This is a genomic window from Idiomarina sp. HB, assembly GCF_048059115.1.
Classification (GTDB): domain Bacteria; phylum Pseudomonadota; class Gammaproteobacteria; order Enterobacterales; family Alteromonadaceae; genus Idiomarina; species Idiomarina abyssalis.
In genome coordinates, this window is record NZ_JAYLVU010000003.1 from 101,179 (window position 1) to 116,746 (window position 15,568).

The following is a 15,568-nucleotide window of genomic DNA, read 5'->3' on the forward strand; positions in this document are numbered from 1 at the left end:
TGCTTGCCGTTAAATTGCCACCTTGCTAGGATTGCTGAAATTTGCTGAACGGCAGCGCTTACAAGGCGTTAAAACAATAACGAGAAAAGAAGGTTCAGAATGAGCGAACAACGCGATCAATTTAGCTCTAAGATTGGATTTATATTAGCGGCAGCAGGTTCTGCTGTCGGCATTGGCAACCTGGTTGGCTTCCCGGTTGCGGCTACCAAGAACGGTGGCGGTGCATTTTTAATTATCTATGCCTTGTTCGTTGCTTTCATCTGTATACCGGTCATGCTTGCCGAAATGGGCCTCGGCCGTCGCGCACAAAAAAGCCCTCTCGGCTCCTATAAGGCCTTATCACCAAATAATAAAGGGTGGCACATTGCTGGCATACTGGCGGTGATTACGCCATTCATGATTGCCGTTTTCTACATGGTCATTACTGTCTGGATATTTGGTTACCTGTGGCATTCCATCATGGGTAACCTCGATATGCTTGCCAACCCGGAGTATTTTTCTCAATTCGTTAACGACTACGGTTTTGTTGGCTTTCTTGTCGCCGTCACTATCATTATTAACGTTATTTTGATTGGAGGGGTTCGCCAGGGTATCGAGAAAGCGGCCAAATTCCTTATGCCAGCATTGTTCATTATGCTTATTCTGCTGGTTATCTTTGTTCTTTCGCTGGACAACGCCGTACTCGGACTGGAGTTTTATTTAGTCCCTGACTTTTCAAAAATTGACGGTTCAGTGATAAACGGCGCTTTAGCACAGGCATTCTTCTCGCTTTCTCTGGGCATGGGTATTTTAATTACTTATGGCTCTTACTTTAGCCGTCGCGATGACATTGTTACTTCAGGCAAACTGGTCGCATTAACAGATACCGCCGTAGCCTTTACGGCAGGTTTAATGACACTGCCTGCAATATTTGCCATCAACCCAAATACGGACCCGGACGCATTAAGTGACTCATCGGTTAGCATGATCTTCTCGTTTTTCCCGCAAATCTTCATCGCGCTTGAAGGCGTTGTCGGTTATGTGGGAGCGAGTATTGCTGCGACGGTCTTCTTTCTTCTGACCTTTATTGCAGCCATTACTTCATTGGTTTCAATTCTTGAAGTTCCGACCGCAGCGGTTATTGAGCAAGCCAAGATCAGCCGTAAAAAAGCCCTGTTGTTTATGGGTATTGCCGTTACCGTTTTAACCCTTATTGCCGCCACTTCTTTTGGTTTTGTTCCGGCATTTACTGAGTTTACTTTCTACGCGGACACGCCTAAGTCAGTTTTTGATGTTATCTATGACGTTTTCTACGATACCATTCTGCCACTGAACGGCCTGCTGATTTGCTTGTTTGTCAGCTTTCACTGGCGTCGCAAGAATCTGGACGCTGAACTTGCCGAAGGCAACCCAGGGTACCCAAATACACTGCTGGCTAAATACGTGCGTTTATCCATTTGCACCTTTATTCCACTGATATTGGCAGCAGTATTTATTAATACGGTGCTCACGAAGTTCTTCGCAATTTCTATTTTCTAGCATGTCTAAACGCAGCGGTTACAGAAAACTTGAACTGCTGCATGATGCGAGCCTTTGGCAACAACATTGTCAGGCTCGCTCCGGACTTTCTATCTATTTATCCGACAAGGATAAACGGGCAGATGCTGCGCTCTCGCGTTATCGTGACTACCTTGGCCATGAATTTGAACGTGTCTTTATAGATTGCCGCGACAGTTTGCATGCTGACGCCATTGCGGCGCTTTGCGGGACAGTAACCGCCGGCGGGCTCTTATCGATACTGCTACCTGAAAAGCCCAATGCCATGAGCCAGCGCATGGAGCATTTTGCTTTGAAGCACTGGAGCAATACTGTCGCTGATCTTTCTCCTGAAACCTCTACTGAATCTTTACCGGCAGGCAACAAGCTTAAACTCACGTCGGAACAAAGTGACATTTCGAAACTCGTTAACGAGACCGGTTCAGGCACCAAGAGTGAGCCGACAACTCACATCATAACGGCTGAGCGTGGACGGGGTAAAAGCACTTTACTGGGGCAGGCTCTCGCCCATGCAAAGAATAAAAGCTCTGTTATTGTCACCGCCCCACGAAAAGCCAACGCCAAAGTTTTACTGCAACAAGCTCCTCAGGCTAGGTTTGTCGCCTGGGATAAGCTTCTTGAACAACCAGACGCCCCCGGCAAGCAGTTAGTTATCGATGAAGCCGCCGGTCTGCCGCTTTGGGCAACTGAAAGGCTTTGTCAAAAGTTTACACCGTGGCTGCTTGCCACCACAGTAGCCGGATATGAAGGCTGTGGCCGTGGCTTTGCGGTGCACTTTACAGACTGGGCAAAGAAAAACCTGGCCGGGGTTGCTATTCACCAACTGACTCAGCCCATGCGCTGGCCCGTCAATGACCCACTAGAACAATGGCTAACAGAAACTTTTTTGTTAGACGAAAAACGCCCCTTGGTTCTCTCAACTGAAGTCATGACAGGCACCTTTATAAAACACGCGTCTGAACTCGAAGAAAGCCTCTTACACCAGTGCTTTCAGCTCTTGCTCAATGCTCACTACCAAAGCAGCCCTAACGACTTAAACCTGTTACTAACCGAGCCGCTGCATAAAGTTGCGTATAGCCTTGAGCAAGGTAAAGTTACTGCCGTTGCCTGGTTAATGGCTGAAGGCCCTATTGACGCACCATTAAAACACGATATTAAACAGGGGCGACGCCGTCCAAAAGGTAACTTACTTCCTCAGGCTATCGGCTATTTCCTGCAACAAGAATGGGCTTTCGATTTATCCTGGTTACGAGTAGCCCGAATAGCAGTGCCAGCCGACAAGCGTCGCCGCAAATACGCTTCAGCATTACTCTCTGAAATATCCAAATGGGCCGGAGATAATCACTTTCAAGTATTAGGAACCAGTTTTGCCTGGTCATCAGAGTTAGATAGGTTTTGGCAAAATAACAATTACGCGCCATGGCGTATAAGCAGCCGTATTGATTCCGTTTCCGCCCGCCCTGCTGCTATTTATGCATACCCGCTTAGCACCAACAATTCGCAACAGTTTCAACGCCTCAGTGCGTGGGGGCAGCAGCAGTTACAGTGGCTGTCTAAAGATATAGCTGCGTTAGCTTCCACCGAAAATCTTAGCGAAATAAGAGCCCTGATTATCGATGCCTATACTCGCCATATAATTCCCTTCGATGCCGCGCATTTTGCCTTAGCACAGTGGCTTTACTGGCAACATCCCGACCACACATTAACATCGTTGATCTGCAAGCCAGATATAACACTGAAACAACTCGGCCAAGTCTGGGGCGGGCTTTCGCAGCGGCAAGCTAACGAAAAACTGTGTAAAGACGTACGAGCACTGCGCTAATGTGACTTGTTGTTTTCGTTACAACTTTCTATCATCAACACAGAACTTCATCAGGAATCTCTACCATGACTCGTTATTCGGTTTTTATTGCTTGTTCTACTGTGCTGATACTGAACGCCTGTAGTTCTTTTGAAAAAGAGAAAGAACAGCCTGAGGGCCCTTACCCGGAAACAAAAACCGTTGAACAACAAGATAACTATCACGGGACTCTGGTGGAAGACCCTTATCGTTGGTTAGAACAAAACAACCAAGAAGTTGAGAACTGGGTTAACGAGCAAAACCAGCTATCAACACCGGCGCTTCAGGACTACTCTCAATTTCAGAACATTAAAGACAGAATGACGGAGCTTTGGAACTACGAAAAAGTGAGTACGCCCTTTCGCTATGCTGATCGTTACTTCTATTTCTCCAACGACGGGCTGCAAAACCAAGCCGTTCTCTATACTATGACCGACCTAAGCAGCGCACCGGATGTACTGATTAACCCTAATACATTTAGCGACGACGGTACCGTTTCACTGGCTCGCATTAGTGTTTCACCACAGGCAAAATACGTGGCATACGCACTATCTGACGGGGGCAGTGACTGGACACAGATAAAAGTCCGTAATATTCAATCAGGAAAAGATACCAGCGACCTGATCAAAGGGGTGAAATTTAGTGAGGTGGCATGGCTGCCTAACGAGCGTGGTTTTTATTACAGCCGTTATCCGCAACAAGAAGACGGAAGCTTTGATGACTCAAAGCCGGTCAGTGTCTATTTCCACAAACTGGGAACCAAACAAAGTGAAGATGAGCTCATTTTTGCTTTTGATAAAAAACCAAGCTGGAACCCTTATCCAAAAATATCTGACGACGGCCAGTACTTACTCGTTGATGTATTCAAAGGCTATGATGCCAACGCGGTGTACGTGCGACCTTTAGCACAGGAAGAAGCGCCCTTTAAGAGCTTGTTCACAGCGTGGGACGGGCAATACCAATATGTTACCAGTCACAACGGAAAGCTTTATTTTAAAACCACAAATGGCGCACCAACTGGCCAGGTTATTGCAGTTGACCCTTCGCAACCGGCTCCCGAAAACTGGACAGAAATTATCTCACCTAAAACTCATACCTTAAAAGAGGTCAGCGCCGTAGGTGGACAGCTGTTTGCTCACTACCTGCAGTCGGCTCGCTCGCGGGTGGCTATCTTTGATATCGAGGGAACGATGCTGCAGGAGCTTGCTTTACCGGGTATTGGCTCAATTGACGGTTTTAAGGGCAGCCACAAAGCGCCGGATACATTCTTCACGTTTAAAGGTTTTACCGAGCCCGGCAAAGTGTATCGTTACCAACCAGAACAACAGCGCACAACCCTTTGGTATGAAACCGAGGTGCCAGCGAGTTTAGACCAATATACAACCGAGCAAGTGGTGTATAACAGTGCTGATGGCACCGAAGTGCCTATGTTCCTCGTTCATCATAAAGACCTGGAACTGAATGGTAACAATCCGACGCTGTTATATGGTTACGGCGGTTTCAATATTTCCCTCACTCCCGGCTACGATACAACTCGAGTTGTCTGGCTGGAAATGGGCGGCGTACTGGCCATTCCCAACTTACGAGGTGGCGGTGAGTTCGGCGAAAAATGGCATCAGCAGGGCACTAAAGAAAACAAGCAAAATGTATTTGATGACTTTATTGCCGCGGCCGAATGGCTAATAAATAATAACTACACGAATAAAGACAAACTGGCTATTCAGGGGCGCAGTAACGGTGGCTTACTGGTAGGAGCAACAATGGTTCAGCGACCTGAACTCTTTGCTGCGGCTCTTCCGGCTGTTGGCGTGCTGGATATGCTGAGGTATCAGCTTCCCAGCGCGAATGCCAGAGGCTGGAGTAGTGAGTTTGGTCTAAGCGAAAACGAGGAAGACTTTAAAACATTGTACGAGTACTCCCCTGTTCACAATACAGAGAGTGGTACCTGTTATCCGCCAACCCTTATTACTACGGGTGATCACGACAACCGAGTTGTCCCCTGGCACAGTTATAAATTTGCAGCAGCACTGCAGCGAGACCAAAGCTGCGACAACCCAATATTATTAAACGTAGAAACCCGGGCCGGACACGGTGCCGGCACACCAACCTGGATGCGCATTGAAGAACATGCCGAAAACTGGGCATTTTTACATAAGCATTTAGGTATGGATTCCGAGGCAGCACAAAGCAACGCTTCTGAATGATGATTCCATAAAAATATGCTATCTTTCGCAGCAACTTTATTAGTTAAAAGATTTCTGTGAAGGATAGCATTCATGTCTAAAGTTCTAATTATTGGTGCCGGCGGTGTTGCTGGCGTAGTCGTACAAAAATGTGCGGGCCTGCCGGAAGTATTCTCTGAGATTCACCTGGCCAGCCGTACCCTGTCAAAATGTCAGGCGTTGCAGGAAAAAGCGGGTAAAGACCGCGTTGTTGGTGTGTATCAGGTAGATGCCGATGATTCAGCAGAAGTGGCTGAGCTCATCCGTGGCATTAACCCGTCACTGGTTATCAACGTCGCACTTCCGTATCAGGACTTACCTATCATGGACGCTTGTCTGGAAACCGGCGTGCACTACCTTGATACCGCAAACTACGAACCAAAAGACGAAGCCAAATTTGAATACTCATGGCAGTGGGCTTATCAGGAGCGTTTTAAAGAAAAAGGCTTAATGGCGTTGTTGGGCGCCGGTTTTGATCCGGGCGTAACCAACGTCTTTACCGCCTACGCCGCTAAACATTACTTTGATGAAGTCCATTACCTGGACATTGTTGACTGTAACGGTGGTGACCACGGTCAGGCCTTTGCCACCAACTTTAATCCGGAAATTAATATTCGCGAAATTACCCAAAAAGGGAAGTACTGGGAAAACGGCGAGTGGCACGAAACGGATCCTATCAGTGTTCGTAAAGATCTGGACTACCCCAATGTTGGCGTGCGCCCGTCTTACCTGCTGTTCCACGAAGAGTTAGAGTCGCTGGTTAAGCATTTCCCGACCATTAAACGCGCACGCTTCTGGATGACCTTTGGCGATCAATACCTGACTCACCTACGCGTACTTGAAAACGTCGGCATGACCTCTATCCAACCGGTAGAGTTTGAAGGCAAAAAGATTGTACCTCTGGAGTTTTTAAAAGCCGTGCTACCTAACCCGGGCTCTCTGGCAGAAGGTTACACCGGCAAAACTTGTATTGGTACTTATGTGACAGGAATGAAAGACGGTCAGGAAAAGACCATTTTCATCTACAACAACTGTGACCATGCCGAAACTAACAAAGAAGTGGGCGCTCAGGCGGTATCCTACACTACTGGCGTACCGGCGATGATTGGCGCATCGATGATGTTGCAGGGTCATTGGATGGAACCCGGTGTCTGGAATATGGAACAGTTTGACCCGGATGAATTCATGGAGCGCCTTAATAAATATGGCCTGCCATGGCAGGTTCAGGAATGCGACAAGCCATTCGAGAAGTAACAGAGAAGACAACGCATGAGCCAATATACATCGCCGGAAATTCCGTCTCCCTGCTATGTGCTGGATGAAAAACTGCTTCGCAAGAACCTGGAGCTGATGCAAAAGGTGCAAGAGCAAAGTGGTGCTGACATTATTCTGGCACTGAAAGGCTATGCCATGTGGTCGGCCTTTCCGCTTATCCGTCAGTATCTAAAAGGCTGCACAGCCAGCTCTGTCTGGGAGGCAAAGCTGGCAGCGGAAGAGTTTTCACGCGAAGTTCACGCTTATGCGCCAGCTTATAAACAAGAAGACATCGACGAGCTATTGCCGTTGGTCAATCACTTGTCATTCAACAGTGTCTCTCAGTGGCATAAATACCGTGAACAAACTGCAGCTGCCGGTGTTTCTATTGGTCTTCGTATTAACCCGGAGCATCAGGAAGCAGAAACCGAGCTTTATGATCCCAGTGCTCCCGGTTCACGTCTGGGGATTCGCGCCAGCGAGCTTCAGCAGCAGGACTTAACCGGAGTGGAAGGTTTGCATGTGCACAATCTCTGCGAGTGCGACTCGTTTGCTCTTGAGCGCACACTTGATGCTGTTGAAAGTCGTTTTGGCGAACAGCTGAAACAAATGAAGTGGCTGAACTTAGGCGGTGGGCATCTCATGACCCGTCAGGGCTACGATGTTGATCACCTGATAAAACAGCTGAAGCGCCTGCGCGAAACTTATGATCTGCAAGTGATACTGGAACCCGGCTCTGCCGTTGCCTGGCAAACCGGTCCGCTGGTCTGCGAAGTGGTGGATATTGTTGAGAACCAGGGACAAATCGCTTTACTGGATATTTCAGCAACGGCTCACATGCCTGACGTGCTGGAAATGCCTTATCGCCCGGTCATTACCGGCGCAGGCTTACCCGCCGAGAAAGCCTTCAATTACCGCTTAGGTGGCAACAGTTGCTTAGCCGGGGATGTTATCGGTGAGTACAGTTTTGATCAGCCTCTGGCTGTGGGTGACCGTTTAGTTTTTGAAGACATGATGCACTACACAATGGTGAAGACATCCTTCTTTAACGGCGTTCAGCATCCGGCTATTGGTATTTTACGGGAAAGTGGTCAGTTTGACTGTGTACGGCAATTTAGTTACGAAGATTTCCGCAACCGCTTGTCTTAAGCACAAGTAACCTTGCGCAACTCAAACAAAGGCCACTAATCCAGTGGCCTTTTTGCTTTTTCAACGACCGAAGGTGGCATTCTCTCAGCCAGCTTTGCCAGTTTTTGCTCAATATCCTGATAGGTGCCCTGGTTTGCTGTTATCGCATTATGTAACCAATGATAGGCCTTTTCGTAGTCATACGGGCTGCCTTTATCCGCTAGCAAGATCTCAGCAAAGCGTCGTTGCGCCGGCAAATTCCCTAACGAAGCAGCTTCACGAAGATACAAAATGGCGCGGTCAATATCCTTTTGAACCAGAACTCCTTCATGATAATAGCGCCCCAACTGCTCCAGAGCTTCCAGTAAGCCATGCTGAGCCGCTTTTTCCATATAAAGCAGGCCAAGTTCAGGGTCACGGTCATAACAGACGCCCCAGGCCATCATGTCGCCATATAAGAACTGATACGTTGGACGACGCTCGAGCTCTGCCTGAGCTTCAATATCCTGCGCCAGCTGGCAGCGGTCGGTATCGCGTACTCGTTTAAGATGCGCGTTGGTTGCAAACATCTCAACAAGTTCGGCGTCTGAGTACAGTTGCACAGCCTCAACGTCCTGCGCCTGCGCTTTGTGCACTGCGGTCAGTCCGGCTACAGCAATCAGCATTGGAATGACTATTTTCATAAAGTTGCCTGTGCTCTCTCTGAATTTACCTAAAGGTTTAACTGTTTAGGTTATCGGCACAGAGTCGCAAACCCTTAAACAACAAATCGTCATAACGACGAAATTTACCAGACAAGGTTCGCATTAAATGCTCACCATCACCACCGGTAACAACGACATCAAAAGACTCTTGCGAGAAATGCTCCCGAGATAACTGAATAGCCTGTGCAATAGCGCCTGTGAGCGCGGCTTCCGTTCCCTGAGCAATACCGTCAAAGGTATTTTTCCCGGCCGCAAGCCCGTCACGCTCAATGTCATCTACCGTAATACCTTTTAAATTCGCTGTTCCCTGGCCAAGGGCATTTAGCATGAGCTGCCGTCCGGGAACTATCCAGCCTCCCAGATGTCGGCCGTCAGCTCTCAGCCAGTCAATCGTTAATGCAGTACCGGCATCTACTATCAAGGCATTCTTTTGAATTTGCTCGTGACAGCCAAGTAATGCCATCCAGCGATCAGAACCCAGACGCTCAGCTTGTTCACCATAGCCGTTAATGACTCCCGCCTGTTCCGCTTTCGTTTTTTGCCAGACGACACTGATACCAAGCTCCGCCAGTGAGCTATTCAGGGTGTCCATCACCTGTACCGCAGCAACGCTGCAACCTATGGCTTTTTGCTCGTGCTGAATTTGTTGGTTGCTGATCACTTCCAGCAATAGCTCTTTTAGCGAATGACTCAAGTCATTAAGCCAACTTTGGTGAGGTATCGCACCCAGTATTTCAATCTCGTCGGTGTCAGTATCCCACCAGGCAAATTTACTGCGGGTATTACCGGCATCAATTAATAGCATCTTGCGCCCTCAATGAAACTTCACCACCAAAATAGCGACGTACGCCCTGCTCATCTTCTACAAGTAAAGCACCGTTCTCATCAATCCCACGGCAGGTTCCTAAGCAAACCCTCTGCCCCATAATCAGTTTTACCGGTTGATCGATAAAGCGGTCGTACTGCTGCCAGCGTTGCTGGAACGCGGAAAGCCCGCTCTGTCCATACTGCTGCAAAGCAGACAACACCGATGCCCGCACCTCGGCCGCAACCTTATTACGTGAAACAGGTTGTGGTAACTCAGAGTTTAAATCTGTCCACGCCTGATCAATTTTTTCTCCGACATGGTCCGGCATTCTTAAATTAATACCAATACCAATAATGCTGTGCGCAGCACCTTCTGGGGAGGTTTCTAAATCAACCAGAATTCCGGTCACTTTCTTACCCGCAATATAAACATCGTTAGGCCATTTTACACTGACCTCATCAATACCCAAATTGGTAAAGCATTCCGCCAAAGCAACACCAACGGCTAAACTTAACCCCATAGCGCCATGAATACCGTCATCCAGAGGCCAGTAAATACTTAGGTAGAGGTTACTGCCAAAAGGCGAGTACCACTGTTTGCCTCGCCGCCCACGACCGGCTGTCTGAGCTTCTGCAAATAAGGAGAAGCCGGCGTCCAAAGTCCCTGACTTAGCAAGTTCTTTTACCTGGTCATTGCTGGAATCAACCACGGAGCGTACTTCAAACTCTGGTTTATTCTTCCATTGCGCCGGTGTTTCTTTTTCAATCGCTTGTGAGCGCAGCAACTCAATAGGCCTTGCCAGTTTGTAGCCACGCCCTGTGACAGAAAACAACTCAAGACCAAGCTCTTCCAGCTTATGAATATGCTGATTAACCGCTGCCCGGGATATCCCCAGAGACTCACCAATAGCTTGCCCGGAGTGAAACTCACCATTAGCTAACAAGGTAATCAGTTGATCAAGGCGCTCTGATTGTTTCATTTTTCTGCCGCCAACTGCACAAGCCCGTGCTGGCCAACCAGACGAACTTCCGGCTCCAGTTCAATTCCACTGGCTTCTTTTACGTGCTTCATAATTTTCTGTGCCAACTGGCTGACATCTGCTCCAGTCGCTCTTGCCCGGTTAATTAACACCAGTGCCTGATTCGGATTAACCGCTGCATCGCCCTCGTTTAAGCTCTTCAAACCCAGGTGTTCAATCAGCCAGCCGGCGGCTACTTTTGAACGACTCTCGTCAGCGGGAAAGTAGGCCATATCTGGCCATTTCTGCAATAAGCTTTCCAGTAGCGCATTAGAAACAACAGGATTCTTAAAAAAACTTCCTGCGTTCGGAATGACTTTGGGGTCAGGTAATTTTTTCTGGCGTACTTCTATAACCTTGTCGAAAATGCTTTGCGCACTCGCATTATCACTCAACTGGTTAAGTGGAGAGTAATGAGTCACAGGCCGCCAGTCTTTAGGTAACCGAAAAGTTACGGATGTTATCAGCCAGCGCCCGGGGTGCTGTTTAAACAAACTGTCCCGGTAAGCAAACTGGCAGTCCTCTGTGCTCATACTCACCCAGCATTTTTCGCTAATATCCCAGGCTGTTACCTGTTCAATAAATGTCGCCACTTCCACACCATAGGCCCCAATATTTTGAACAGGAGCCGCTCCCACTGAGCCGGGTATCAATGCCAAATTTTCCATACCATCAATGTTTCGGCCGCGTAAGTCGGTCACAAAATTGTGCCAGTTTTCACCGGCTGCCGCGGTAACTAAAAAGCTTGTCTCCAGCTCTTCAATACATACACCAAGCAAACGGTTACAGACAACGGTTCCCTGAAAGTCTTCCAGAAACAAGGTGTTGCTGCCTTCACCCAGCAAGTAATAAGGCTCTTCAAAAGCTAGCTGCTCAACCTCGTCGCTGCTGTTCAGTTCAATTAAAGTCCGGCATTTGGCCGGTAACTTAAAAGTATGTCGCTCAGCAAGCTCTATCAACTTCTGGCTCCTCCTGCCTTTCGGGTGCTGATGTACTTCAAAAATGCTTTTAATGCGGCGGGTTTAGCCGGTTTTGGTAAAAATTGCAGACCGCTTTTTCTGGCGGCCTGTTTCACAGCGTCATCGCGCATTGCAGTGACTAACGCCGCCGGTATCTTTTGCTGCCAAATGTCACGTAACTCTTCTGCTAAGGCTAAACCGTCGCCGTCACCGAGTTGGTAATCCAGCAGCAGCCCCTGAGGAGCTTTATCACCACGGTGTGCCTTGGCATAAGCCAAAGCTTTGCTATAACTGTTAAAAGTCAGAGCTTCACACTCCCACTTACTCAAAAGAGCACTTAAGGCACTCAAATTTTCATTATCGTCATCCACAACCATCAGTTGCAGGCGGTCAGACAGCGCATCTTCCTGTTGTTTTTTAGGGCGGCTGATGACTTGAGCGGCATTACCTAACGGTACTCGCACCGAAAAACAGGAACCTTTGCCTTCAACCGATTCAACCTGAATATCGCAATTGAGTTGCTCACCCATACGTTGAGCAACACTTAACCCTAACCCGACTCCGTCTACCGTCTGGTTTTGCACTCGATAAAATGCATCAAATACTTTGTTCTGTTGCTGCGCAGCAATACCCGGACCGGTATCCCACACCGCAATTTGGAGTTCGTCTCCGCGCTTACGAACCCCTAATAATACACTGCCTTTCTGAGTGTATTTAATGGCATTAGATAAGAAGTTCTGCACGATACGCCGTAAATACGTCGGATCGGTATACACAGGCCTGTCTTTATAAAAAGCGCGAAAGTCCAGCTTTCTCTGTTCAGCAAGTACAGCGTATTCTTCCACCAGAGGCTCCAGAACGGAGCTGAGCTGAACATGCCGGAACTGCGGCTTTAACGCGCCCTGATCCATCTTCGCTATCGACAGTAAAGTCGACAAAAGATGCTCGGTTGAGCCAAGCGCCGTATCGAGTTTACCCACTAACGACAAGTTACGCTCTGAGAGTTCTTTTTCCTGAATTGCCGAGAGGTATAACCGTGCTGCATTTAGCGGCTGTAAAATATCATGACTGGCCAGGGCCAGAAAGCGTGTTTTCGAAGCATTTGCAGCTTCAGCCTCTGCTTTCGCCTTTTTTAATTCTTCTTCTACCTGACGGCGCCGATCGATTTCAGCCGTCAGCTCCTGGTTAATTTCCCGAATTTCCTGCGTACGAACATCAACCCGCTGCTCAAGGTCAATATTTGCATCTTCCAGCGCCTGCTGAGTCTCAACGTGTGACGTAATATCGGTAAAGCTAGTAACAAAACCGCCGGTTGGTAGCGGGTTCCCTACCATTTCTATAACCCGTCCGTCCGCTCTGCGACGAATAAAGCGGTGCGCCGAGCCCATTTGCATATAACGCAGACGCTTATCAACCAGCTCGTCCACCTCACCCGGGCCACATTCACCGCGCTCTGCATTATAACGAATGAGCGTAGCAATCGGCTGGCCCGGCTTAACCATGCCCTCAGGGTATTCGAATAAATCCAGATACCGCTTATTCCAGGCTACCAAGCGTAACTCGGCATCGACAACACTAATACCCTGAGCCAGGTTCTCAAGTGAACTGAACAGTATTGACTGCTGCGTTTGTAGTGCCTGAGTCGTGTCATCAAAAAAGTGAACAACCTCTTCCAGGTTAAGCTGCTTATCCCTCAAGGCGGCATCAATTAACGAACGGGCTGTTGCAGAACCCAATACACCGGCAATGGCTCTTTCAACAAAGCTAATAAACGGCTTTTCTGCAATTTCTTCCAGCTTAAGTTCCGTATTTTCGGGACGCTGATAGTACTGCATCAGTTGCTGGGCACGCTCTGCGCCAAGGAAAGTTTTGAGCAGCAACAACATGTCTGCGTTGGTCGCGTTGTCATTCTTGTTTAAGTGTAAGTCAGGTAGAGCTGCTCTTGGCTTTACAAAAGCCGTTGACTGAATCCTGTCAACTAACCGCGGCTTTGCCAGCAGAGAAAAAACAATAAAGCTGAAGGTATTGAGCCCCAGTGAAACAACAGTACCCCGGGTTATAATTTCAACGTCGGTCAGTTGGTTGTTCGTATACAAAGGAATGAGTACCGCAATGACCCAACCCACGGACCCAGCCAGCAGCCCTGCATAGACACCACGGGCATGGCCTTTTCGCCAATAAAGTGCAGCCAGTAAAGCCGGCAGCAGCTGCAAAACCAGAGAAAACGCCAGCAACCCAATACTGACCAGGTTGGTACGTGCCGCCCAGAAGTAGTAGCACAGAAAAGACAAAACCATAGTCACGGCAATGGCCACACGACGGATTAACAATAACGCCCGGTCGTATTCTCTGCGTCTGTGCTTTAACGGCAAGCGCGATTCACGCTGCAACAAAATAGGCATGATGACATCGTTAGTGATCATGGTACTCAACGTGACTGAGGCAATGATCACCATAGCCGTTGCGGCCGAAATTCCGCCAATAAAGATAACCAGAGACAACCACAATTGATCTTTCAAAAGCGGCAGCTGCAGAGCATAAGTTGAACCGTCAGAGCCTGCAGAAAGATAAAATGTACCAGCAATAGCAATGGGAACTATAGCGGCGGCCGTTAGGGCTAAGTACAGAGGGAACCCCCAACGGGCAGTGCGTAAGTGCCGAACGTCGACATTGTCCACTACCGCAACGTGAAACTGTCTGGGCAGACAAAGAATTGCGCCGGCGGCCATAAAGGTCTGGACAATAAACTCAAATTCCCCGAATGAAGCAAAAGACCACTGCGGTTTGGTTACATCGCTGAATGAACTGAATAAATCAGTTTGTACATCGCCGTGCAGCAGTGACCAGGCAAAAATACCCGCCGCCAGTAACGCTACAAGCTTAATCATAGACTCCACGGCAATTGCCAGAATCATACCGCTACGATACTCAGTTACCTCAACATGGCGGGTACCAAACAGCATGGCGAAAATAGCCATTAAGGCGGCAGCCCCCAATTCTTTGATTGAGAACTCAGCCATCATGCCGGTATTTTCAGTTAATACGGCAAAACTGATACCGACAGCCTTAAGCTGAAGTGCTATGTAAGGAATGATAGCAACAGCTGCAATGCCGGTAACAGCTACGGCAAGCCGACGTCTTTTCCCAAAGCGGGATGAAATGAAATCGGCAATGGAGGTGATGTTTTGTTGCTTACTAACCGAAACCAGTTTTTCCAGAATTCGGATACCAAACAAAAACAGGAGAATAGGCCCCAGCAAAATGGGGAAGAAGGCCCAGCCGTCGACAGCGGCGTTTCCTACTGCGCCATAATAAGTCCATGACGTACAATAAATTGCCAACGACATGGAATAGACAAAAGGCTTATGACTGACCTTATTCGCCCACGAGCCAAGCCGGTCACCCCAGGTGGCAACTGCGAAAAGAAAGATCACATAAGCCAGTGAGGCAAATATTAATAGCCAAGTCATAATTGCAGACGTTCAGCCACCAAAACAGCCTGGGTACGACTGTAAACCCCAAGTTTTCGAAAGATTGCAGTAATGTGCGCTTTAACCGTTGCTTCGGTTATTCCCAGTTGATAGGCAATCTGTTTATTCAGCAGACCTTCGTGAAGGAAATGCAGCACCCGGTACTGTTGCGGAGTCAGTTCGGCAACCTTACGGGCCAGCTCCTGATCTTCATCTGAAATAACATCCAGCCGCTCCCGGGTTTCTTTTGGAACCCAGGTCTCCCCCTGTAAAATGGTGTCTATAGCCTCTGCTATTTCGGCAGAAGGCAATGATTTTGGAATAAAGCCCAATGCGCCAAAACCAATGCACTTAGCAACAATTGACGAGTCTTCACTACCAGAAATAATAGCGACGGGTAAAAGCGGGTAATCTTCTCTTACACGAATAAGGCCATATAAATCGCCACTGCCGGGCATATGTAAATCCAGCAGAAGCAAATCAACGTCATCGTCTTTATTTAACGCAGCCAAAGTTGAATCTAAGTCTTCGGCTTCGCGTAAGGTAAGTTCAGAAAAGTGATTCGCGAGAGCGCCTTGCAGCGCCTCGCGAAACAATGGGTGGTCATCTGCGATTAAAAATTTCGCCAT

11 protein-coding genes are annotated in these 15,568 nt (G+C 48.3%); 5 read left to right on the forward strand and 6 right to left on the reverse strand.

Going from position 1 to position 15,568, the window contains the following annotated elements:
- Positions 1 to 99: 99 nt before the first annotated feature.
- The 5 genes from VBY75_RS09830 (at position 100) to nspC (ending at position 8,001) form a co-directional block, all read left to right on the forward strand.
- On the forward strand, positions 100 to 1,518 hold the full coding sequence (locus VBY75_RS09830) for a sodium-dependent transporter (RefSeq protein ID WP_222235677.1): 1,419 nt from the start codon (positions 100 to 102) through the stop codon (positions 1,516 to 1,518).
- A gap of 1 nt (position 1,519) precedes the next feature.
- Positions 1,520 to 3,358 carry a GNAT family N-acetyltransferase gene (locus tag VBY75_RS09835; protein WP_278355864.1) on the forward strand — a complete coding sequence of 613 codons (1,839 nt, stop codon included), beginning with the start codon at positions 1,520 to 1,522 and terminating at the stop codon, positions 3,356 to 3,358.
- A 65-nt stretch (positions 3,359 to 3,423) separates the two neighbouring features.
- Positions 3,424 to 5,580 carry a prolyl oligopeptidase family serine peptidase gene (locus VBY75_RS09840; protein WP_278357937.1) on the forward strand — a complete coding sequence of 719 codons (2,157 nt, stop codon included), beginning with the start codon at positions 3,424 to 3,426 and terminating at the stop codon, positions 5,578 to 5,580.
- A gap of 72 nt (positions 5,581 to 5,652) precedes the next feature.
- Positions 5,653 to 6,852, forward strand: coding sequence for a saccharopine dehydrogenase family protein (locus VBY75_RS09845; RefSeq protein WP_054489261.1), 1,200 nt, complete (start codon positions 5,653 to 5,655; stop codon positions 6,850 to 6,852).
- A gap of 15 nt (positions 6,853 to 6,867) precedes the next feature.
- Positions 6,868 to 8,001 (forward strand): carboxynorspermidine decarboxylase, encoded by a 1,134-nt coding sequence (gene nspC / locus VBY75_RS09850; RefSeq protein ID WP_278355862.1) that lies wholly within the window; start codon positions 6,868 to 6,870, stop codon positions 7,999 to 8,001.
- 35 nt (positions 8,002 to 8,036) lie between these two features.
- Here the strand turns inward: nspC and VBY75_RS09855 are convergent, their stop codons facing one another.
- Genes VBY75_RS09855 through VBY75_RS09880 form a run of 6 tightly spaced genes read right to left on the reverse strand, consistent with a single transcriptional unit; the run spans position 8,037 to position 15,568 of the window.
- On the reverse strand, positions 8,037 to 8,663 hold the full coding sequence (locus VBY75_RS09855) for a tetratricopeptide repeat protein (RefSeq protein ID WP_054489265.1): 627 nt from the start codon (positions 8,661 to 8,663) through the stop codon (positions 8,037 to 8,039).
- Positions 8,664 to 8,700: 37 nt separating this feature from the next.
- Positions 8,701 to 9,489 carry a type III pantothenate kinase gene (locus VBY75_RS09860; protein WP_278355861.1) on the reverse strand — a complete coding sequence of 263 codons (789 nt, stop codon included), beginning with the start codon at positions 9,487 to 9,489 and terminating at the stop codon, positions 8,701 to 8,703.
- A complete protein-coding gene (birA, locus tag VBY75_RS09865) occupies positions 9,476 to 10,471 on the reverse strand; it encodes a bifunctional biotin--[acetyl-CoA-carboxylase] ligase/biotin operon repressor BirA (RefSeq protein WP_278355860.1) in 996 nt (331 codons plus the stop codon). The genes VBY75_RS09860 and birA overlap by 14 nt, the downstream gene beginning before the upstream one ends.
- Entirely contained in the window at positions 10,468 to 11,469 is a 1,002-nt protein-coding gene (murB, locus tag VBY75_RS09870; RefSeq protein WP_278355859.1) for a UDP-N-acetylmuramate dehydrogenase, read from the reverse strand. The genes birA and murB overlap by 4 nt, the downstream gene beginning before the upstream one ends.
- A complete protein-coding gene (locus VBY75_RS09875) occupies positions 11,466 to 14,939 on the reverse strand; it encodes a PAS domain-containing hybrid sensor histidine kinase/response regulator (RefSeq protein ID WP_278355858.1) in 3,474 nt (1,157 codons plus the stop codon). Before VBY75_RS09875 ends, murB begins: the two co-directional genes overlap by 4 nt.
- Positions 14,936 to 15,568: a response regulator transcription factor gene (locus tag VBY75_RS09880; RefSeq protein WP_054489278.1), complete on the reverse strand. Its 633-nt coding sequence runs from the start codon at positions 15,566 to 15,568 to the stop codon at positions 14,936 to 14,938. The genes VBY75_RS09875 and VBY75_RS09880 overlap by 4 nt, the downstream gene beginning before the upstream one ends.